This is a genomic window from Glaciimonas sp. PCH181 (genome assembly GCF_003056055.1).
In the GTDB taxonomy this organism is placed as follows: Bacteria; Pseudomonadota; Gammaproteobacteria; order Burkholderiales; family Burkholderiaceae_D; genus Glaciimonas.
On sequence record NZ_PYFP01000001.1, the window covers coordinates 366,344 to 387,372 of the forward strand.

A 21,029-nucleotide genomic window follows, 5' to 3' on the forward strand; every position below is an offset into this window, starting at 1 on the left:
CATAATTCGGTTGCAACTTGACAAATAGTCGGAATATGACAAAATGTCGCTCATGAAACTCACCGAAAACCAATTATTACTCAGAGAAGGCGCAAAGATTGTCGATGCGCTGGGGAAAACTCTTGCCCCCTTGGTGGAGGTTGTATTGCATGATCTGACGCAATCGGCCCATACCGTGATTGCCATTTCCAATAATTTATCTGGGCGCAGTGTTGGTGATCCGGCTACTGAAATCGGTCTGGCGCGGATGGCTGATCCATCCTTTCCTGAGGTTTTGCAGAACTACGCCAATCGGTTTCCAGACGGGCGTCCGGCTAAAAGTACGTCTATTGGTTTGAAAAATAGTCAGGGCGATTACGTTGCCGCTATCTGTCTAAACGTTGATATTGCAATGCTGACTTCCGTGACGGCTAGTCTGAATCAATTGGCGCAAACGCAAGCATCGCCGACCGAGATTCGGGAATCGCTGGTTTCACATCGATTAAATACGCTGCGGACGATGCTGGAAAGTTTCGCTAGCGGGTTGAATTCCACGCCACGTGCGCTTAGTCCGGCGCAGCGGCGAGAAGCGGTCCGTCAATTGGCGCAGGCCGGATTGATGGATCTGAAAAATGCGCAATCCGCCGTGGCTGAAATTCTTGGCGTTGCGCGCTCTACTGTGTACACCTATTTGCCTGATGAAGGAGCCAAATTATGAGTAGTCTGCCCATTTCTTTCGACGATATTGTTCAGGCGCACGCGCGTATTGCCGGTGCTGCACATCGGACGCCGGTGCTTACCTCGACCACTGCAAATGATCTGAGCGGTGCGCAAATTTTCTTCAAATGTGAAAATTTTCAACGCGCCGGGGCGTTTAAATTTCGTGGCGCTTACAACGCTATTTCTCAGTTCACGCCAGAACAACGTGCGCATGGCGTTGTGGCATTTTCGTCAGGCAATCATGCGCAGGGGATTGCACTGTCTGCGCAATTGCTCGATGTAAAAGCGGTGATTGTGATGCCGACGGACGCGCCTGCTATCAAGGTCGCTGCAACACGTGGTTATGGTGCCGAGGTAGTGCTTTATGACCGATATACGGAAGACCGCGAAGCAATTGGACGGCAGTTGGCGGACGAGCGTAGCCTGACGCTGATTCCGCCCTACGATCATCCGCACATCATGGCCGGGCAAGGTACGTGTGTGAAAGAGTTGATCGAGGAAGTTGGCGAGCTGGACTTTTTGTTCGTGCCGCTGGGTGGAGGAGGTTTGTTGTCAGGGTGTTCGACGGCCGCAAAAGTGATGAGTCCGGGCTGTACCGTAATCGGTGTCGAGCCAGAGGCGGGTAACGATGGTCAACGCAGTTTCCGTGAAGGAAAGATCGTCCATATTGATACGCCGGCCACGATTGCAGATGGCGCGCAAACTCAGCACCTGGGCCAATATACTTTTCCTGTATTGCAAAAACTAGTGGACGATATTCTGACGGTCAGTGACAGCGAACTGGTTGAAACGATGAAATTTTTCGCTGGCCGCATGAAGATGGTCGTGGAACCGACCGGATGTCTGGCTGCTGCTGCGGCTTTCGGCAAACAGTACGACCTGAAAGGTAAAAAGGTCGGGGTGGTGATTTCTGGCGGTAACGTCGATTTGCTGCGTTTTGCAGCGTTGATTCAAGGAGCGGCTTAATGTTTGATGCGAGTTTAAGTAATCCTGAGGAATTGAGAGCGCCAGCGGGACATTACAGTCATGCGGTCCGGGTTAACGTGGGTGATCTTATTTTCGTGTCGGGACAACTGCCGATTACGCCACAAGGCGAAAAGCTTACGGGCGCGCCATTTGAGGCTCAAGTTCGGCAGGTGTTTGATAATCTGGATCAAGTGCTGCACGCTAGCGGTTGTACGCGGGAAAATTTGGTGCAAGTGCGCGTGTATCTGGTCGATATCGAACAATGGCCGTATTTTAATCAACTCTATGCCACGTGGTTGGGAGAGCATCGTCCCGCACGCTGCGTTGTTCCAGTGCCAATATTGCATTACGGATTGGCGTTGGAAATCGAAGCTGTCGCAAGTACTGGTCCACTGCACAAGTTGTAATAAATTGCTTTTGCAAATCACTAATTATGATGAGCGTTTTTAGATAAGCGATATGCATTTTGACGTTTTGATGCGACATAATAAAAATGCCAACCTGAAACGGTTGGCATTTTTTATTGCAGATGTCGTCTATTTCTTGCGCGGTCTGTTTTCTTCTTCATCGGCAGCGTCCTCAAAACGTTTGCGTGTCGTTTCTTCGTCACGGCTGCCAAAAGCATAGTTGGACTCAAGCCACATCACGTTAATGATGCCGAAAGCCAGCGCCAGTCCAATGCCTAAAATCCATGCAAAGTACCACATAATTTTCTCCTTTTAAATCCTGCTTTTTAAACAGGATTCAGAAATGTTAATAAGCAGTATGCTCGTTGTCGTGGATATCCTTGCGGGTTACTTTGCCCCGCATGATTTTATAGACCCAACTTGTGTAGAGGATGATGATCGGCAGCATGATCACGACTACCCAAAACATAATGCCTAGCGTTTTCTCGCTGGAGACGGCATCCCAGACCGTTAAACTGCTCTTGAGGTCAAGCGAAGAGGGCATCACGAAAGGGAACATCGCAGCGCCAGCAGTCAGAACGATCCCCGTGACTGCGGTGCCGCTGGCTAAAAATGCTGGTAATGCTTTATGTGCCAGACTAAACACGACGCAGAGCAATGCCGCCAACACGGTAATCACTGGGAAGGCCCAGGTTGCGGGCCAGCGTGCATAGTTGTCCATCCACGCGCCGCTTGCGGTGACGACTGTTTTGGCTAACGGCATGAAGGCGGTGTTTGCGTCTGGCATAGCTGTGATGCGATAACCATCAATTCCGAAGGCGATCCAGAATCCTCCGATGATAAACAATGTCGCCGTGACCACTGCCGCCACGATGGCAACTTTGCGGGCACGTAACGCGATGACATCTTCTGTTTTAACTTGCAGAAAACTAGCGCCGTGCATGACTAACATGGCGATGCTGAGCGCGCCGGATAGCAGGCCGAAGGGATTAAGAAGTCCGAAAAGACCGCCGATATACTCCACCCGCATGGTGTCATCGTAATGAAACGGTACGCCTAATAATAGATTGCCAAAGGCGACGCCGAAAATCAATGCGGGTACCAGACCACCGGCGAACAGGCCCCAGTCCCAGAAATTGCGCCAACGTGGATCGGCAACTTTGCTGCGATAGTCGAAGCCTACAGGTCGGAAGAATAATGAAAACAGCAATAACATCAAGGCGACATAAAAGCCGGAAAATGCCGCGCCGTAGACTAATGGCCACACCGCGAACAGTGCGCCGCCAGCGGTGATGAACCAGGTTTGATTGCCTTCCCACGTGCTGCCGATGGAGTTGATGACGACGCGGCGTTCAGTATCGGTTTTGCCAATAAATGGCAGCGTGATCGCGACGCCGAAATCAAAGCCGCCAGTTAGTGCGAAACCGATTAACAGCACGCCAACAAAGCCCCACCAGATTATTTTTAATGTTTCATAGTCGAAGATCATGGTATTTCTCCTCAGGCAGCCGGGGTGATGTCAGGGCTATTGTTGGACTTGCCTTTTAGTTTCTTTTCTAGCCGTTCCCAATGATATTTGCCGGTATGCAAGCTACTCGGACCGAGGCGGGCGTATTTCACCATCAGGATCATTTCGATCACGAACAGGAAACTGTAGAAGAACAGCAAGCCAATCAGACTGAAGTAGAGATGCGACGGCTGCAAGGTGGATGCCGATAAATGCGTTGGCAGTATCCCGGAAATCGTCCACGGCTGACGGCCATATTCAGCCAATATCCAGCCGAGTTCGATGGCGACCCAAGGCAACGGAATGCTGTACATCGCCAGACGCAATAACCAGCGTTGTTCTGCCAATTTTTTGCGGATCAGGAAATAGAACGATGTCGAGAAAATAAACAGAAACAGAATGCCAAGCCCGACCATCAACCGGAACGACCAGAACATCGGCGCGATTTTTGGGAAGGTATCCTGTACCGCCATATGAATTTGTTCTGGCGTAGCATCGACTACTGCCGGAGTATATTTTTTCAGTAGCAAGCCAAAACCTAAATCATCCTTAAGCGCATCGAAAGCGGCTACGGCTTCCGGTGATTTATCGCCGGATTTAAGGCGATTTAACGCTGCGTAGGCTAGCATCCCGTTACGAATACGGACTTCGTGATCTCTTTTTAGCTCACTGATGCCGGTGATTTGTTTGTCGACCGAACGCGTACCGATCAAACCCAGTACATACGGAATCTTGACGGCGTAATCGGTGCGTTGCTCCTTCTCATTCGGCCAGCCAAATACCGTGATGCCGGCTGGTGCTGGCTCGGTATGCCATTCGGCTTCCATCGCCGCCATTTTGACTTTGTTGACTTCACCGGCGGTATAACCTGATTCATCGCCGAGGACAATGACGGATAGGGTGGACGCCAAGCCGAACCCGGCGGCAATCGCAAACGATCGCAGAGCGAACGCGGTATCGCGGCCTTTTAGCAAATAGTAGGAAGAAATTCCCAGCACGAACATCGAGCCGCAAACATACCCAGCAGAGAGCGTATGGACGAACTTGACTTGGGCAACCGGATTGAGGATGACATCGACGATGCTGGTCAGCTCCATGCGCATCGTCTCGTAATTGAATTCTGCGCCAACAGGATTATTCATCCAGCCGTTGGCAATCAAAATCCATAGCGCCGATAAGCTTGAGCCCAGCGCGACTAGAAACGTGATGAACAAATGCTGGACTTTTGAAAGACGATCCCATCCAAAGAAAAACAGGCCTACAAATGTTGATTCGAGGAAGAACGCCATCATCCCTTCAAGCGCCAGCGGCGTGCCGAAAATATCGCCGACATAGTGGGAGTAGTAGGACCAGTTAGTCCCAAACTGGAATTCGAGCGTGATGCCGGTGGCGATACCCATCGCAAAGTTGATACCGAACAGCTTGCCCCAGAAGCGCGTCATGTCTTTATAGACCTGACTGCCGGTCATGACATAGACCGACTCCATAATGACAAGTAACCAGGCCAGGCCGAGGGTGAGGGGGACAAACAGAAAGTGGAACATCGCGGTGGCAGCAAACTGCAACCGCGATAAATTGACAACTTCATCAATGGGAATCATGAGGCGCCTCGGGAGTGAGAGAGGGTGGAGGTAAATCGGTAGTCGCTGACGGTGTCGTTGAGGTGGTGACCGTCGCTGGGTTGATTAGAGGCGCAGCAGGCGCGGCACCTGCTCGGTTGGTGAGAAAGTGCTGCTCGACCAAATCGGTCGGCATGCGCATTTTTTTTGTCTGCGGTTCTGAGAAAAATAGTTTCCATAGCACGAACAGCAACGCCAGTTTGACGATGATAATTATCGTGATTTCTAGTGCCAACGGTAAGCGTGGCCAGCGTTTTGATGCGGTAAGGGAGAGCATCTTTATTCCTTCGGTTGCACGTCAGGAGGATGGTTGATTGCCTGTTCTGGGTTGGCTGCGCTGTTTGTCGTCTTAGCTTTGTTGTTGTCAGGCTTGTTTTTTTTACCGAGTGGCGAAATACGAAATTTATCCCGCACATCCAGCAACTTGCCAACTTTTGATCCCATCTTCATTAAAGACGCCAGCGTTTCTGGTGATAGGCGTTGCACATCATCGAACCAGGAACTGGATAATTCGATCAAGTCATACATCTCGCGCATCCGCTGTTGCGCCTGTTTATCGGCGACTGAGGATGGATTTTCTAGTAGTGCGTCGCGCAACATCGACAGCGTTGGTTCGATTTCTCGACGGCGACGTTCTTCTAATAAGGCCTTAAAGATATCCCATATATCTTTAGGAGGTTCAAAATATTCACGCCGATCACCCGGTTGGTGCAGTAATTTCACCAGTCGCCAGGATTGCAATTCTTTCAATCCCATGCTGACATTTGAACGCGAAAACGCCAGATACTCGGCAATTTGATCCGCATTCAGTGGTTGCCCAAGAACATATAACAACGCATAAATCTGTCCCACTGTCCGATTAATACCCCAACGGCTGCCCATTTCCCCGAAGTGGGAAATGAAGCGGGAGGTCAGAGGAGTGAGGGGCGTGAGCGGATTGGCGCTGTGATCGGAGGGTGTAGAAGGCATATAAATAGAATGATAATGTTTTGAATTTTCAGTAATTACTGAAATGTATGATAAATCAGGAATATTTGCAAGATCAATTGGGGCGATTACTTCCTATGATCTAAAAGTGTAAATGGGCGAAATAGCTGATTTTTCTGCTTATATGGATGCGGGAAGTTTTGTTGTTAAAAATATTTATTACGGATGTATTTAGCCTCGTCGTGTTTTTTTAGACGCAATTTGATATTAAGCAGGGCAGTTCTTCGCAATCTGCCGCTGCCGCGCTATGCTGTGCGCATTCAGAAAAAGGGATGTTTATGGACGCGTGCGGTTTTATTGTGGTTGACAGTATTCGTTTGGAATACCAGCGCTGGGCTGGCGCGCAAACGGCCAAACCGCCTATTATGTTGATACACGAAGCGCTCGGATCGGTATCGATCTGGCGCGATTTCCCGGCGGCGCTTGCGCAACGGACCGGCCATGAGGTGATTGCGTGGTCACGGCAGGGGCACGGCGGTTCTGGTCGACCTGCCGGGCCGCGCTCTTCTGACTATCTTGCGCAGGAGGCGGCGTTAGTGCCGCAGGTCATGGATGCTTTTTCTGTCCCCAAAGCACATTTGTTTGGACATAGCGATGGTGCGACGATGGCGATTCTGGCGGGTGCGTTGTTTCCGGAGCGCGTCGCCAGCCTTATATTAGAAGCGCCGCACGTTAATGTTGAGCAAAAAGCACTCGATGGCATAGGGGTTGCGCGGCAGGCCTACGAGACAACGGATCTGGCGAAGAAGCTTAAGCGCCATCATCAGGATGTTGAGCACGTTTTTTGGTCTTGGCATGACGTCTGGCTTTCGTCGTCTTTTCGTGACTGGAATATTGAAGAATGCCTTGCAGGTATTAAGATGCCAGTTCTGGCTATCCAAGGTGTTCAGGATGAATATTTTAGTATGGCCCAAGTCGACCTGATCGTTGCCAACACGCCTTATACACAACGGCTTGAGATTGAAAATTGTGGGCATTCGCCGCATCGCGATCAACTGGAAGTGGTCTTGCAGGCGACAGTTGTTTTTTTGGCTAGTCAATAAGTTGCTGAGGAGCATGCTTGTGACGGTAGGGCTGTTTCAAAACGCAACAACGGTCCGATGAGAGTGTTGCACGGGTGTTGCGAAGAATGAAAGCGGTAATTATTGAACAATTTTTATCTGCTTTTCTTTAAATGTTGCAGTGCATGATGCAGCCCAGACCCGTTATAATTTCGCGCAAACGAATTTTCTTACCATTTCTTTTTAGACGAGAGCACACCATGAGCTTGAATGACGTATCTTCCGGGCGCGATTTGCCCAACGATTTCAATGTGATCATCGAGATCCCTATGAATGCCGATCCGATCAAGTATGAAGTCGATAAAGAATCCGGCGCGATTTTTGTTGATCGTTTCATGGGCACTGCGATGCATTACCCTTGTAATTACGGGTATATTCCGCAAACCTTGTCCGATGATGGTGATCCGGTCGATGTATTGGTGATTACACCGTTTCCGTTGTTCCCTGGTGTTGTGGTGCGTTGCCGCCCAATCGGCGTATTAAAAATGTCGGATGAGGCAGGTCAGGACGCTAAGTTGCTAGCAGTGCCAGTGGATAAAGTGTTGAGCATTTACACGCATTGGCAAAAGCCGGAAGACATGAACGAATTGCGTTTGAACCAGATTCAGCATTTCTTTGAGCATTACAAAGATTTGGAAAAAGGTAAATGGGTCAAGATTGATGGTTGGGGCGGTCCTGATGATGCACGTGCAGAGATATTGTCTGGCGTTGCTGCTTACCAAAAAACGTTGGAAGCCAAGTAATCTGTTGTGATGATTGTTGAAAAGCGCACTTCGGTGCGCTTTTTTTGTTTACGGAATGGTGCGGTTTTTGGTGCGGCTAATGTTGATTGGTTGTTCCGGCAGTGTTTATTTGGCTGGTTTAATGAGCAGCATCAATCTGCCACCAAACTGATTGAGTGCGAGGCCACACAGGACCAGGATACCTGCCATTATTTTCCACCATGGCAAAGGCTCGTTCAATACAAACGCTGCGCTTAGCATACCGACGACCGGGACCAGCAAAGGGAACGGCGCAATGGTGGCGGTTGGGTATTTGCGCATCAGGAAAGACCAGATGCCATAGCCCAAGATGGTATTTGGATAGGATTGGAACAGTATCGCACCGGCGGATTGCCAACTGAAATGTGCGGCGGCGGCGGTCCACGCGGCCGGACCTTCCAGCGCTAATGAGGCGAGCAATAGCGGCGGGGCGGCAATTAGCGACCCCCAGACTACCAGCGCCAACGGATTTACTTTGCCGATGGCTTTAATGACGATATTGGCGCTGGCCCAGCTTAGGCTGGCAGCGATGATCAGCAGCAATCCTAAAAGGGTGGCGGTGCCCTCTACATTGACGGCGACTAATATTATTCCTGCGAGGGCAATCAGTGCTCCGCATAACTGCGCGGCGCGGGGGCGTTCGTTCAAGATCAATACGGCTAAGCCGATGGTGAAGAACGCCTGCAACTGGATGACTAACGAGGCCAGACCGGCTGGAAAGCCGAGTTTCATCCCGGAAAACAAGAAGCCGAATTGCAATGCGAATTGGAATAAGCCAAAACCGATGAGCAGACGCCACGGTATTGCCGGACGTTTGATAAAAAATATCAGCGGAATCGCTGCGAAAATAAAGCGCAACGTAGAAAATAATAACGGCGGTAAATCCTGCAGCCCGATCTTCACGACAACAAAGTTGAACCCCCAGATGGTGACCGTCAGCAATGCTAAAAGGAAGTCGCTAGGTTGCATATTACTGTTCCGGTAAGGCGTCGGCCTTGAATGGGTTACGGTCGTTCAGTTCATCCATGTACGCCGCGATGCCGTCGGTTTCACGATGCACGAAGTTGGCGACGGCGTTGAAAAAGTCCGGGTGCGCCAGCCAGTGTGCGGACCAGGTTTTTTGGGGCAGAAAGCCGCGCGCCATTTTGTGCTCACCTTGCGCACCGCCTTCAAAACAGGCGATCTTTTGCGCGATGCAAAATTCCAGCGGCTGGTAATAGGCGGTCTCAAAATGCAGGCAGGGGACTTCTTCTATCGCGCCCCAATAGCGGCCATATAAAGTGGTCTCGGTATGAATTAGCAGTGAGGATGCAATCGGGCGGCCATCGCGCTCGGCGACAATGAGCAGGATATTTTGCGGCATCGTGGCAGCTATACGCTGAAAGAAAGCCAGATTCAGATACGGCGTGGAATGGTGAGCGGCGTAGGTATGGCGGTAGCAACGGTTAAAAAATACCCAGTCGGCGTCGCTGGCATCAACGCCCCGAACGTGCCTGAAGGACACGCCTGCATCGGCTACTTTGCGGCGTTCGGCACGGATATTTTTACGTTTCTTGCGCTCCAGCGTATCGAGAAATGCATCAAAGTTGGGATAGCCCGGATTCAGCCAGTGAAACTGAACGCCGCTACGCAATAAAAATCCGGCTTGTTTTAATGCTGCCGCCTGCTCTGCCGGGGGATACAAAATATGCGTGGAAGAGGTTTGCGTATCTACGCGCAAGGTCTTCAATATTTCCATCAACATTGCGCCGGAAGCAGCGTCGCGTGCCAGCAAACGTCCGCCAGTGACTGGCGTAAAAGGGATCGCTGATAACAGTTTTGGATAATATTCCAGACCGCTGCGCTGATAAGCATCGGCCCAGGCCCAGTCGAATACGTACTCGCCGTAAGAGTGGTATTTCACATATAACGGCAGCGCTGCCAGCAATTGCGGCGCGGGGGAGGCCGCATCGGCAGTCTCGGAATTAGTCGCGGGATTGTCATCCCAGAGAGTTACATATTGTGGTTGCCAGCCGGATTTTTCGGATGCGCAGCCGGTTTCATGCAACGCGTCCAGAAACGCGAACGACAAAAAAGGATTGGCGTCCGCCTTGCTCTGGCACGCCAGCAGATCATCCCAGGCTTGCTGGCCGATCTCACTCAAGGAAGAAACGATGCGTGTCGTGATGTGCGATGTGGTTGGAGGTGTGTGCTTTTTCAACTTGGTCAATGCAATGAAAGATGCCAGAAGTGTTGGTACAAGGGGCTGAGTTTAGCACTCGCTGAGAAAATATTTTTAGTCGCGCATAACAATATGCAATCTGACGACGGTAAGCTTTTCTGCTTTTTCATTCCATCTTTCACGCTTGGTTTGGATAAAGGTAGGAGGAATGGTGAAAGATTGCTGTTTTATACATTAATTAACCGAATTAAGGATTGTTTTGGTGAGCATGCAGGTCTATCCAAAAATGTTTGCGTCGTCGGGCGACGCGGATCTGACGCTGATATCGCAATCTCATAGGCGTTTAGCTGATTTCTCAGAGAAGACATGCGATACCCATGCGATAATTGGACGCTAGAAATGCTGCGCAATCTCTTGCAGTGCGCATCATGTGCCTGATGCATATTGACATTCACCTTCACGCTTATTTATTGTTATGACAGTTAAAGTCGCCATTGCCCAAATCAACAGTACCGTCGGAGACCTCTCCGGTAACCGCGCCAGAATCGCTGAATTTGCTCGCCGAGCTGCGCAACAAGGTGCCGATATTGTTCTGACGCCGGAGTTGTCGTTAGTCGGTTATCCGCCCGAGGACTTATTGCTGCGTCAGGCCTTCTACGATAAAAGTGCCGAAACGTTAATCGCGCTGACCGCCGAACTGGCTGACTTGCACGATGTCTACGTCGTCGTCGGCCATCCCGTTTTGCAAGATGGCGAACGGTTTAACGCTGCATCCGTGATCGTTAATGGTGCATTGTTGGGCACTTATCGGAAATACGCTTTGCCGAACGTCGCCGTCTTTGACGAAAAACGTTATTTTTCTTCTGCTGATACGCCTTTTGTTTTTGAAGTCAAAGGTGTGCGGTTCGGACTGAATATTTGTGAAGATACCTGGAACCCGCATGCTCCGGCCCGCGCCCGCGCTGCTGGCGCTCAGGTGTTGCTAGTACCAAACGGTTCGCCGTTCCACATGAACAAGCAGCATCTGCGTTACGACGTTATGCGCAGTAACGTCACCACGCAGGGTTTGTCGCTTGTGTATGCCAATTTGGTTGGCGGGCAGGACGAATTGATTTTTGATGGCAATTCTTTCGTGATGGATCAGCAGGGCGACGTGACGGCGCAACTGAAACATGCGCAGGAAGATTTGCAGATTGTTGAGTTTGATGGCGCATTGCCGCTTGCCAGCGCATCTTCCTGCATTACACCAACGCTGTCAGTAGAGGCGCAGGTTTATCAGGCTTTGGTATTGGGCGTACGCGACTATATTGGTAAGAATGGTTTCCCTAGCGTGCTGCTTGGTTTGTCTGGCGGCGTCGATTCTGCGCTGGTATTGGCAATTGCGGTTGATGCGCTGGGGGCTGACAAAGTACGCTGCATCATGATGCCATCTCCTTATACTGCCGAAATTTCGTGGGTTGACTCACGCGATATGGTGAAACGGCTAGGCGTGCGCTATGATGAAATTTCTATCAACGATTGCTTTAGCGCTTTCAAGTCGACGCTGGCAAAGGAATTTGAAGGCGTGGCCGAAGACACCACGGAAGAAAACATTCAGGCGCGTATCCGTGGGACGCTGCTGATGGCGCTGTCGAACAAATTTGGTGCAATTGTGCTGACCACCGGCAACAAGAGTGAAATGGCGGTGGGGTATTGCACGTTGTATGGCGATATGGCGGGTGGTTTTGCGGTGATTAAAGACATCGCCAAAACATTGGTGTACCGATTGTGTGCTTATCGCAATACACTTGGGGAGGTGATTCCGACGCGAATCTTAACGCGCCCGCCCTCCGCCGAACTGCGACGGGACCAGACCGATCAGGATTCGCTGCCGCCCTACGATGTGTTGGACGCCATTATGCAAATGTATATGGAAGAGAATCAAAGTATCGCCGAGATCGAAGCCGCCGGTTATCGCAGCGAAGATGTTCAGCGCATCACGCGGCTGATCAAGATCAACGAATACAAACGGCGTCAGGCACCAGTTGGTTGTCGCGTGACGCATCGGGCGTTTGGTCGTGATTGGCGTTATCCGATTACCTCAAAGTTTAGAGAGTAACTAAAGTAATGTTCAGCGCGAATCGCCTTCCACCAAAAGATTTTTGTTAATTGCATAAAGGAGTTGTCATGAAGCAAATTACTGCCATTATCAAACCGTTCAAACTGGACGAGGTCCGCGAAGCACTGGCTGAAGTAGGTGTCAATGGCTTAACCGTCACCGAAGTCAAAGGCTTCGGTCGCCAAAAAGGTCATACGGAGTTGTACCGTGGCGCTGAGTATGTCGTCGATTTTCTGCCAAAAGTAAAAGTCGAACTGGTGATCGATGATGCACTTGCAGAGCAAGCAGTTGACGCCATCATCAAAGCGGCACGCACCGGCAAAATCGGCGATGGCAAAATTTTTGTGCGCGATGTTGAGCAGGTCATCCGTATCCGTACTGGCGAAACTGGCCCGGAAGCGGTTTAAGGATAGTTCGGGATAGCTTGATAGATTGATGTTTCGTCCCGCTGCTAGTCGAATCTCGACAAGAGGCGTCGCCGTGTCAGGCTGATGTAGCTTGCATGAACAGTTAAACCAGTCAGGCGTAGGTTTGGCGAACATCGCATAATGAGTAACTAGAACAGTATTGGCAGCAGTGCATCTGCTGCCTTTTTTTGCATGATGTGCGCGCAACTGTGGCATCATCGTCGCCACTTTATTTTGCCTTTATCTCCCTGCTTAAATTCATCGGACATCGCCGCCATGCAGATCCCCCACATCGTTTCCACACAGGATAGCGATCTCAGCAACATCCTCACTACACGCATTAACAACAAAACCAAGCCTTTAGGCAGTTTAGGTTTGCTGGAAACAATCGCGCATCAAATTGGGTTGATTCAAAAAAATACGCATCCAACATTAGTCGATCCGGCAATCATTGTATTCGCCGCCGATCATGGCATCGTTGCCGAGAATATTTCTGCATATCCTCAAAGCGTGACATGGCAAATGGTTGAGAATTTCCTCGCCGATGGCGCTGCTATTAACGTATTTGCACGGCAAAACAACTGCGCTTTACATATCGTCGATGCCGGTGTCATCCATGATTTTGGCGATCGGCCTCAGTTATGGGACAGAAAAATCGCATTAGGAACACAGAATTTCATTCATCAGGCCGCCATGACGGCTGAGCAATGCGTCACCGCGATTGCGCACGGGATAGCCTTGGCGAAAGCGCTGCCCGGCAATATCGTCGGTTTCGGCGAGATGGGGATTGGCAACACTACAGCTGCGGCCGCCATCATGCATAAAATCACGGGTTTGCCGCTAGCAGAATGCGTTGGTGCAGGAACGGCGCTGGATGCCGCCGGTATCGCGCATAAGCAAAGTGTGATTCAGCGTGCTGTGGATGTTCATGCTGGCGTAGTTGAACCATTGGAAATACTGGCTACGTTTGGCGGCTTTGAAATCGCCATGATGGTCGGTGCCATGCTGGGCGCTGCGGAGCGCCGCTCGGTATTGCTGATTGATGGCTTCATTGTTACCAGCGCGTTATTGATCGCTGCGCAATTACGTCCGGAAATACTTGATTACTGCATTTTTGCGCATTGCTCGGATGAGCGTGGACATCGACAAATGCTGGCTCACCTGAACGCCCGTCCATTGCTGCAATTGGGCTTGCGTCTGGGCGAGGGCACGGGCGGTGCGCTGGCGTTACCGTTGGTGCAGGCGGCAGTACATTTTATGGCTGAAATGGCGACTTTTGATTCTGCCGCTGTTAGTCAAAGTAACTAAGCAGAATGTCCAGCACGCCTTCACGCAGTTGGATCGATGCAAGCGTCCATCAGCTACGGTTATTTTTTATCGCGCTGCAATTTTTTACGCGGCTACCTATTCCCGACTGGGTTGGCTTTGATCCGGCATGGTTGCAGCAATCTTCACGTTATTTTTCAGCAGTCGGGATTGTTGTCGGCATCGCGACGGCGGCAATAACGAGCGTGGCGGCCTATTTTTGGCCGCCAGCAGTGGCAATCCTGTTATCCATTATTGGCGGTATTTATCTGACCGGCGCGTTTCATGAGGATGGCTTCGCCGACGTTTGCGATGGTTTTGGCGGTGGCTATACCGCCGCACGCATTCTTGACATCATGAAAGATTCGCGGGTTGGTGCTTATGGTGTCATTGGCATAGCGCTGATGTTGGGTTTGAAGTATACGGTACTTAGCCAACTGTCATTCTGGTCTGTGATTGCCGCTTTGTTGATTGCCCATCCTGTATCGCGCCTGATGGCCAGCGCGTTGATTTGGCGGTTGTCCTATGTCAAAGCGGAAGGCAAAGCCAAACCGCTGGCAGAGAAAATGTCTGGTGGCGAGTTTGCTATTTCGGCTGGCGTTGCGGCATTGCCGTTGCTGGCAAGCGGTTTATCCGGTTGGGTATCGTGGACCGGCATTGCGGCCGGATTGCTACTCAGCACTCTGACAACATTGTGGTTGGCGCGCTTCTTTGTCAAGCGCATTGGCGGCTACACCGGCGATTGTCTGGGCGCTGTGCAGCAGATGGCAGAGGTAACTTTTTATCTCGGCCTGTTAGCTGTCGTGGCGCATTAAATGCAACTGCATTTGATCCGTCATCCCAAGCCGGACGTTGCCGCCGATACCTGCTATGGCAATACCGATCTGACGGTATCCGCACAAGAAAATACCCGTGTCTTACAGCAATTAATACAGACGTTACCGACGCCAACACTGCTATTTTCCAGTCCTCTCCAACGCTGCGCCGTTTTTGCGCATAGCCTGGCAGAGGAGTGTGGCTGGGCATCGCCGGTCATTGATCAGCGCCTGGCTGAATTGGATTTCGGTGTATGGGAAATGCAGCCGTGGGACGCTATTCCCCGCACAGAAATTGATGCCTGGGCCAATGCGCCTATCGATTATCAACCCGGCGGCGGTGAAAGTGTCATGCAGATGGCCGCCCGCGTCAGTGCGTTTTATCTGGATGTGTTGCGTGGTGATTTCGGCAATCATCATGACGACAACATCATCGTGATTTGTCACGCAGGGACTATTCGGCTCTTATTAGCCTGTCAGGGTTGCGCTGCCGATACGTTAGTTCTGGCGGACGTTGCACGTCTGGCGGCCAGCAAGCCCCACGCGATTGCTTATGGCGGCGTAATTTCATTCTCTTGTTGAGAAGTGTTGTAACCAGGTCTACAAATGCAGTCGCTGATTGCTGTTCAGACCGATGAATACTAAAATGCCGGTGCTTTTGGTGCTCGCGAACACGTCTGTGTGCGCAGTTAAACGGGAAACACGCTAAACGTGTGCTGCCCCCGCAACGGTAATCAAGCGTCACGGTCTGTGTATCGTGGCAAGCTGCTTCTGACACCACTGTGCTGTTGCATGGGAAGGTAAAGCAGTTGGACTTGTAAGCCCGGATACCGGCCAGAGCAGGTGGAAATACTGCGCACTGAAATGGCGTGATCGAACATCGCGATGTTATGCGCCCTTCTATAAACCAGTATTTCTTTTGAATCCAGCCCGCGGGGAGGCAGGCTGGTAGCTGTTCACATTAAAATTATCATGACCTCAACTATTCGACGGACGCATCCGCGTACCCGTGCTGCTGCTATTTCCAAGGCGAACACACCGCTGCGCCTTTCTACTCTGGCGATCTCTACTTGCTTTATCTCTGCTTTTGCAGCGCCCAGTTTTGCGCAATCGACGCAGGATAAAGCGCTCGATCCAGTGTTGGTAACGGCGACCCGTACCGCACAAAAAGCTAGCGACGTACTCAGCGATAACGTGGTTATTTCGGCTGAAGAGATTGCGCAATCGGGCCAGACTTCTTTGGTGCAGCTATTACAAAAACAACGCGGCATTGAGATCACCAGCAATGGCGGTCCGGGCACGTCGGCCTCTGTTTTCATGCGCGGCTCGGCAAATAATCAGAATATTGTGCTGATCGATGGCGTGCGCGTCGGTTCGTCGACTACGGGCGGTGCTACCTGGTCCAGTATTCCTTTATCGCAAATTGATCACATCGAAATCGTCTATGGTCCGCTGAGCAGTTTGTATGGTGCGGATGCGATTGGCGGCGTGATTCAGATTTTTACCAAGAAGGGTAGCGGCGCACCGCGTATTTCAGCTTCTGGTGGTTATGGCAGTTACGGCACGCGCACGATGGATGCGAATGTTTCTGGCGCGACTGATGGTGATCATCGGTTTAGCTATGCCATCGGTGCTGCGCATGAAAGTTCGGATGGGTTTTCGGCGACTAAACCGGGTGCATTTGGCTATAACCCTGATAAAGATGGCTATACAAAGGACAGCACTAGCGGGCAGTTTGGGCTGGAACTGGCAAAGGGACATGAGATTGGTTTTACCTTTTTGCAGAGCCGTTTGAATGCGCAGTATGACAATGGTCCGGGCTACGATACGCGCACGGTGCAAAATTTGGATAATCTGGCCGCTTATTCTAAGAACCAGTTTTTGCCGTGGTGGAATAGCACTATTCAGCTATCGCAAACCAAGGATAAAGGCGTCAATATTTCTAGTAATTTGCCTGCCGGTACGACGTTGATTACGACTACGCAGAATAATTTGAGCTGGCAGAATGATTTGTCGCTTGGGCCTGATGTGCTGCAGTTATTGGCTGAGCGTCGGGAGGAAGAGGTTAATGCGAGTGGTGTGTCGGGGGACAGGACAACTAATTCGATTGCTGCTTCGTATCAACTTAAGCGTGGTGCGCATTTAGCGACTTTTAGTCTGCGTAACGACAACAATTCAGCGTTTGGTAATCACGTTACCGGTAGTCTTGGTTATGGCTATAAGTTGAATAAGGATTGGCGTGTGAATGCCAGTTATGGGACTAGTTTCCGTGCACCGACGTTTAATGAGCTGTATTACCCTGGCTATGGCGTTGCATCGAATAAGCCGGAAAAAGGTAAAAATGCGGAAATTGGGACGGTTTATGATGATGGCACTTCGACGTTAAATGCGACGTATTATCGTAATAAAATTACTGACCTGATTGTTTTTGCGCCGGTTTGTCCGGTTGAGGTGAGTACGCATCAGTATGGTTGTGCGTATAACGTTGATAAGGCGACGCTTGAAGGGGTTTCTTTGGGTGGCAGTACTAAGTTTGGGAATTGGGCGTTGCGTGGGTCGGTGGATCTGCAGAATCCGCAGGACGATACTACGGGGAAGATGTTGACGCGACGTGCGCGGCAGCATGGGACTGTTGGATTGGATTATGGGTTTGGGGCGGTGAAAGCGGGCGCTGAGGTTGTGGTGTCTGGTAAGCGCTATGACAATACGACTAATACGGTTATTTTGGGTGGGTATAGTTTGCTTAATCTGTATGCGAGTTATGATTTTGCGGCTAGTTGGGCGTTGTTTGGGCGGTGGAATAATGTGCTGAATAAGGATTATGAGTTGGCGCGGAATTATGCTACTGCTGGGTCTAGTTTGTTTGTTGGGGTTAGGTACGGGTTTCAGTGATTTTTGGCGATATTGCTGTTGATCGCAATATCGCTGGAGTTTATCTGGAATGGTTGGGGTGGGGCGGTGGTTTGGAGGGTTTGTGCTTCGTGGTTAGATTGTCGGGGGGTAACCCGACAGCTAGTCACTTTTTCTTGCTTCAGCCAGGCGCCCCCGCAGAAAACGCAACCAAAAAGAAGGCGACCGCAAAGACGCCGCCCTTCGGGTCCCCACATTTTTTAGCCATCCCTTGGGTCGAGAAACCAACTCGCTGCGCTCAAACATGTTTTCCGCCTATTTCCGAGTGACAGCTAAAAAATCGGCAGCGCCCCATGACGGGGTAGGTCAACTTCAACAGCAGCTTCAACAGCGACCGCAGCTGCCAGTTCAAAAACAACCGCAACGTCAAGGGTGGCTGCGCCTGAGTTCAAGAACCTCTTCAACTGTGGCTGCGCCTTTACTTCAAGAACAACTTCTGTGGCAGCTGTAATGTGTTCTGCAGTTTTAATAATTATTCTTTTTAGTGATTGATTTTCGTTGATGAAAAATTCCCCGGTTGGTTCTGTGCAGATGCGTGCTTCGGCGGATGGGCGGCGTGCTGTTGGGGTATTGGGCGGGTTGGGGGTGTTGGCGGTGTTGAGTATTGTTTTTGCTTGTGCTGTCGGGTCTGTGGCTTTGTCTGGTTCTGATCTTTTTGGGGCGTTGGGTGAGGTGTTGCGTGGGTTGGTGAAGGTTGTGCCTAAGACGATGGCGGGTACTTTGTTGGAGTTGCGGTTGGAGCGGGCGTTGGCTGGCTTTGTGGCGGGGGCGATGTTGGCGTTGGCGGGGGTGATGATGCAGGCTTTGTTGCGTAATCCTTTGGCTGATCCTTATGTGTTGGGCGTTTCTGGTGGTGCTTCTGTTGGGGCGTTGTCGGCGATGCTTTTTTTTAGTGCTACGTGGATGGTGGATGTTGCTGCTTTTGCAGGGGCGATTGCGGTGGCGTTGTTGTTGTTTGGATTGGCTTATCGGGATTTGCGGGGTGGGATTTCTGATGGGAATGCGCCGTTGTTGTTGCTGACCGGGGTGATTGTGGCTTCAGGGTGTGGGGCTTTGGTGACATTGATGTTGTCTATTGCGCCGGATAATCGATTGCGGAGTATGGTGTTTTGGTTGATTGGGGATTTGTCTGGTGTGCAGTTGCGCTGGTTGCCTTGGATAATATTGAGCGGTGCGCTGGTTTTTTCGGTGCGTAAGGCGCGGCATATTAATGTGATGGTGCTGCATGCTGAGGCGGCGTCTACGTTGGGAATTCATGTGGGATCGCTGCGTAAGGGCTTGTTTTTTTGTGCGGCGTTGTTGACGGCGTCTACGGTCAGTAGCGCTGGTTCGATTGGATTTGTTGGATTGATCGTGCCGCATGCCTGCCGGTTTGCGTTGGGGCCGGATCATCGCTTGTTGTTGCCTGCCGCTGCGATTGCCGGAGGGACTTTTTTGGTGTTGGCGGATACACTGGCGCGGACTATTTTGGCACCGCAGCAATTGCCTGTCGGCGTGATTACAGCGTTGATTGGCGTACCGGCTTTTCTGTTGCAACTGCACCATATTCGTAGACGATGACACCGATGTCCACCCTTATTTCCTCCTCTATTCCCCGCCTTATGCGAACGCGGAATCTTGATCTCAGTATCGGTGGCCGCACCTTGGTTGCAGGACTGAATTGGGAAGTTTGCCCTGGTCAGCTTTGGTGCGTCATTGGACGTAACGGAGCCGGGAAAAGTACATTTCTTCGCTCTCTCGCTGGTTTGCGTCGGCCGGACGGCGGCGTGATTGAGTTGGATGATCGGCCTTTATCGGCATGGCCTTTGCAGACCTTGGCGCGTGCTCGTGCATTTCTGCCGCAGGGCAGTCGTGATGCGTTTGGTTATCGTGTGATTGAAACCGTGTTGGCCGCGCGTCATCCGTATCACGATTCCCGTTATTGGGAGTCTGATGCCGATCAGCAGGCGGCGCTGGATGCGTTACATGCGTTAGATGTGGGGACGTTGGCAGAGCGCGATATTCGTACCTTGTCCGGCGGCGAGCGTCAGCGCGTGGCGATTGCCGCCATATTGGCGCAAGACACGCCGTTATTGCTATTGGATGAACCGGCGAACGCCCTCGATCTGGCCCATCAAGTCAGTGTGATGCGTTTGCTGGCCGATCTTTGCGGCACAAATGATAGTTCGTCTAAAGCGGTTGTCATGGTAAGCCACGATTTGAATCTGGCGCATAGCGTCGCGACCCATGCACTGTTGCTGATGGGTGACGGGCAATGGCAAGCTGGTCCCGTGGCGGAAGTGATGACCGCACCGATCCTCAGCCGCTGTCTGGGGCATCCGATAGAAATAATTCAGCATGGACATCGGACTATTTATATGCCTACTGAAAGACCAACACCTTGAAACGACATTTTTTGAAGCGCTCATCTTTTCTCATAATATTGCTGGCAAGTTTGTCGATATCGGCAGCAGAAGCGGCGATCAGCGTGCGTGACGATGCGGGCAATATCGTCACATTGTCGCAACCCGCGCAGCGCGTAATTACGATGGCACCGCATACTACCGAGTTGGTATTTGCCGCAGGCGGTGGGGACCGCATCGTCGGGACGGTGAAGTACAGCGATTACCCGGCGGCGGCAAAAAATATCCCCAGAATTGGCGATAACAGCATGCTGGATATTGAGCGGTTGATTGCGATGAAACCAGACCTGCTGGTGATTTGGCGCCATAACAGCGCCGAACGTCAGTTGGAGCAATTACGCAAATTGGGCATTCCGTGGTTTTACAGCGATCCGCATAAGTTGCGAGATATCCCGGATGGCATTGTTCGCCTCGGTCAATTACTCGGAACCACCGCAGAAGCGGAAAAAGCAGCGGCAGCGTTAACCCAAAAAGTGGATGCGTTAGCGGCTAAATATCAGCAACGTCCACGCGTAAAGGTTTTTTATCAGGTCTGGAGCCGCCCTTTATATACGCTCAACGGCAGCCAGATTGTCAGCGATGCGATTAATATCTGCGGCGGTGAAAACATTTTCGCGCATTTGCCAGTGACCGCACCGGTTGTGAATATTGAAGCAGTGTTAGCAGAAAATCCGGAAGTGCTGGTAAGCGGGCAGCGTAAAGACGATAAAAGCGATTTGGAATATTGGCGCAGTTACGCCGGTTTGTTGGCAGTACGGCGCGGTAATTTGTTTGGTATTGACGCCGATTTGATGAATCGTGCTGGTCCTCGCATTATCGATGGCGCAGCGATTTTATGTGAGAAATTAGACTTGGCAAGAACGCGGCGAGCGCAGCCTTAATTGGCATCAAGAGAGAAGCGCAGACATTTGGGCGTAGCAAAAA

The 21,029-nt window shown here is 51.1% G+C and carries 21 protein-coding genes and 1 riboswitch; of the genes, 14 read left to right on the forward strand and 7 right to left on the reverse strand.

Annotation, left to right across the window (positions count from 1 at the left end):
• Positions 1–52: 52 nt before the first annotated feature.
• The 3 genes from C7W93_RS01560 to C7W93_RS01570 are packed head-to-tail and all read left to right on the forward strand — an operon-like array spanning position 53 to position 2,072.
• Positions 53–697, forward strand: a complete 645-nt coding sequence (locus C7W93_RS01560; protein WP_108440417.1) for a transcriptional regulator — start codon at positions 53–55, stop codon at positions 695–697.
• Positions 694–1,665: a threo-3-hydroxy-L-aspartate ammonia-lyase gene (locus C7W93_RS01565; protein WP_108438441.1), complete on the forward strand. Its 972-nt coding sequence runs from the start codon at positions 694–696 to the stop codon at positions 1,663–1,665. Before C7W93_RS01560 ends, C7W93_RS01565 begins: the two co-directional genes overlap by 4 nt.
• Entirely contained in the window at positions 1,665–2,072 is a 408-nt protein-coding gene (locus tag C7W93_RS01570) for a RidA family protein (RefSeq protein ID WP_108438442.1), read from the forward strand. Before C7W93_RS01565 ends, C7W93_RS01570 begins: the two co-directional genes overlap by 1 nt.
• Before the next feature lie 129 nt (positions 2,073–2,201).
• Here the strand turns inward: C7W93_RS01570 and cydX are convergent, their stop codons facing one another.
• From cydX to C7W93_RS01595, 5 genes are read right to left on the reverse strand one after another with little or no spacing between them, the layout of a single operon-like run.
• Positions 2,202–2,372, reverse strand: a complete 171-nt coding sequence (cydX, locus tag C7W93_RS01575; RefSeq protein ID WP_108438443.1) for a cytochrome bd-I oxidase subunit CydX — start codon at positions 2,370–2,372, stop codon at positions 2,202–2,204.
• Positions 2,373–2,418: 46 nt separating this feature from the next.
• Positions 2,419–3,561 (reverse strand): cytochrome d ubiquinol oxidase subunit II, encoded by a 1,143-nt coding sequence (gene cydB, locus C7W93_RS01580; RefSeq protein WP_108438444.1) that lies wholly within the window; start codon positions 3,559–3,561, stop codon positions 2,419–2,421.
• An 11-nt stretch (positions 3,562–3,572) separates the two neighbouring features.
• A complete protein-coding gene (locus C7W93_RS01585; protein ID WP_108438445.1) occupies positions 3,573–5,180 on the reverse strand; it encodes a cytochrome ubiquinol oxidase subunit I in 1,608 nt (535 codons plus the stop codon).
• Positions 5,167–5,475 (reverse strand): cytochrome oxidase putative small subunit CydP, encoded by a 309-nt coding sequence (cydP, locus tag C7W93_RS01590; protein WP_201747141.1) that lies wholly within the window; start codon positions 5,473–5,475, stop codon positions 5,167–5,169. Before cydP ends, C7W93_RS01585 begins: the two co-directional genes overlap by 14 nt.
• 2 nt (positions 5,476–5,477) lie before the next feature.
• The gene (locus C7W93_RS01595; protein WP_225869840.1) at positions 5,478–6,080 is read right to left on the reverse strand and encodes a GbsR/MarR family transcriptional regulator; all 603 of its coding nucleotides are present in this window, start codon (positions 6,078–6,080) and stop codon (positions 5,478–5,480) included.
• 377 nt (positions 6,081–6,457) lie between these two features.
• Here C7W93_RS01595 and C7W93_RS01600 point away from each other — a divergent pair, with 377 nt between their 5' ends.
• Both C7W93_RS01600 and ppa read left to right on the forward strand, forming a co-directional pair.
• Positions 6,458–7,228 carry an alpha/beta fold hydrolase gene (locus C7W93_RS01600; RefSeq protein ID WP_108438446.1) on the forward strand — a complete coding sequence of 257 codons (771 nt, stop codon included), beginning with the start codon at positions 6,458–6,460 and terminating at the stop codon, positions 7,226–7,228.
• A 218-nt stretch (positions 7,229–7,446) separates the two neighbouring features.
• A complete protein-coding gene (gene ppa / locus C7W93_RS01605) occupies positions 7,447–7,989 on the forward strand; it encodes an inorganic diphosphatase (protein ID WP_108438447.1) in 543 nt (180 codons plus the stop codon).
• A 105-nt stretch (positions 7,990–8,094) separates the two neighbouring features.
• Here the strand turns inward: ppa and C7W93_RS01610 are convergent, their stop codons facing one another.
• Together C7W93_RS01610 and C7W93_RS01615 are read right to left on the reverse strand one after the other, a co-directional pair.
• On the reverse strand, positions 8,095–8,976 hold the full coding sequence (locus C7W93_RS01610; RefSeq protein ID WP_108438448.1) for an EamA family transporter: 882 nt from the start codon (positions 8,974–8,976) through the stop codon (positions 8,095–8,097).
• A 1-nt stretch (position 8,977) separates the two neighbouring features.
• On the reverse strand, positions 8,978–10,207 hold the full coding sequence (locus C7W93_RS01615) for a GNAT family N-acetyltransferase (RefSeq protein ID WP_225869721.1): 1,230 nt from the start codon (positions 10,205–10,207) through the stop codon (positions 8,978–8,980).
• A gap of 436 nt (positions 10,208–10,643) precedes the next feature.
• Between C7W93_RS01615 and C7W93_RS01620 the strand changes: the two genes are divergently transcribed.
• From C7W93_RS01620 to C7W93_RS01660, 9 genes are all read left to right on the forward strand, one after another.
• Entirely contained in the window at positions 10,644–12,266 is a 1,623-nt protein-coding gene (locus C7W93_RS01620; protein WP_108438449.1) for an NAD+ synthase, read from the forward strand.
• Between the two features lie 68 nt (positions 12,267–12,334).
• A complete protein-coding gene (locus tag C7W93_RS01625) occupies positions 12,335–12,673 on the forward strand; it encodes a P-II family nitrogen regulator (protein WP_108438450.1) in 339 nt (112 codons plus the stop codon).
• Between the two features lie 276 nt (positions 12,674–12,949).
• Positions 12,950–13,981, forward strand: coding sequence for a nicotinate-nucleotide--dimethylbenzimidazole phosphoribosyltransferase (gene cobT / locus C7W93_RS01630; RefSeq protein WP_108440419.1), 1,032 nt, complete (start codon positions 12,950–12,952; stop codon positions 13,979–13,981).
• Positions 13,982–13,986: 5 nt separating this feature from the next.
• The gene (locus C7W93_RS01635) at positions 13,987–14,793 is read left to right on the forward strand and encodes an adenosylcobinamide-GDP ribazoletransferase (protein WP_108438451.1); all 807 of its coding nucleotides are present in this window, start codon (positions 13,987–13,989) and stop codon (positions 14,791–14,793) included.
• Positions 14,794–15,375, forward strand: a complete 582-nt coding sequence (locus C7W93_RS01640) for a histidine phosphatase family protein (protein WP_108438452.1) — start codon at positions 14,794–14,796, stop codon at positions 15,373–15,375.
• A 60-nt stretch (positions 15,376–15,435) separates the two neighbouring features.
• Positions 15,436–15,647: riboswitch (cobalamin riboswitch) on the forward strand.
• Positions 15,648–15,765: 118 nt separating this feature from the next.
• On the forward strand, positions 15,766–17,685 hold the full coding sequence (locus tag C7W93_RS01645) for a TonB-dependent receptor domain-containing protein (protein WP_108438453.1): 1,920 nt from the start codon (positions 15,766–15,768) through the stop codon (positions 17,683–17,685).
• 519 nt (positions 17,686–18,204) lie between these two features.
• Entirely contained in the window at positions 18,205–19,263 is a 1,059-nt protein-coding gene (locus tag C7W93_RS01650; protein ID WP_225869722.1) for an iron ABC transporter permease, read from the forward strand.
• Between the two features lie 5 nt (positions 19,264–19,268).
• Positions 19,269–20,087, forward strand: a complete 819-nt coding sequence (locus C7W93_RS01655) for an ABC transporter ATP-binding protein (RefSeq protein WP_225869723.1) — start codon at positions 19,269–19,271, stop codon at positions 20,085–20,087.
• A gap of 11 nt (positions 20,088–20,098) precedes the next feature.
• Positions 20,099–20,986 carry a cobalamin-binding protein gene (locus tag C7W93_RS01660; protein ID WP_108440421.1) on the forward strand — a complete coding sequence of 296 codons (888 nt, stop codon included), beginning with the start codon at positions 20,099–20,101 and terminating at the stop codon, positions 20,984–20,986.
• Positions 20,987–21,029 lie beyond the last annotated feature (43 nt).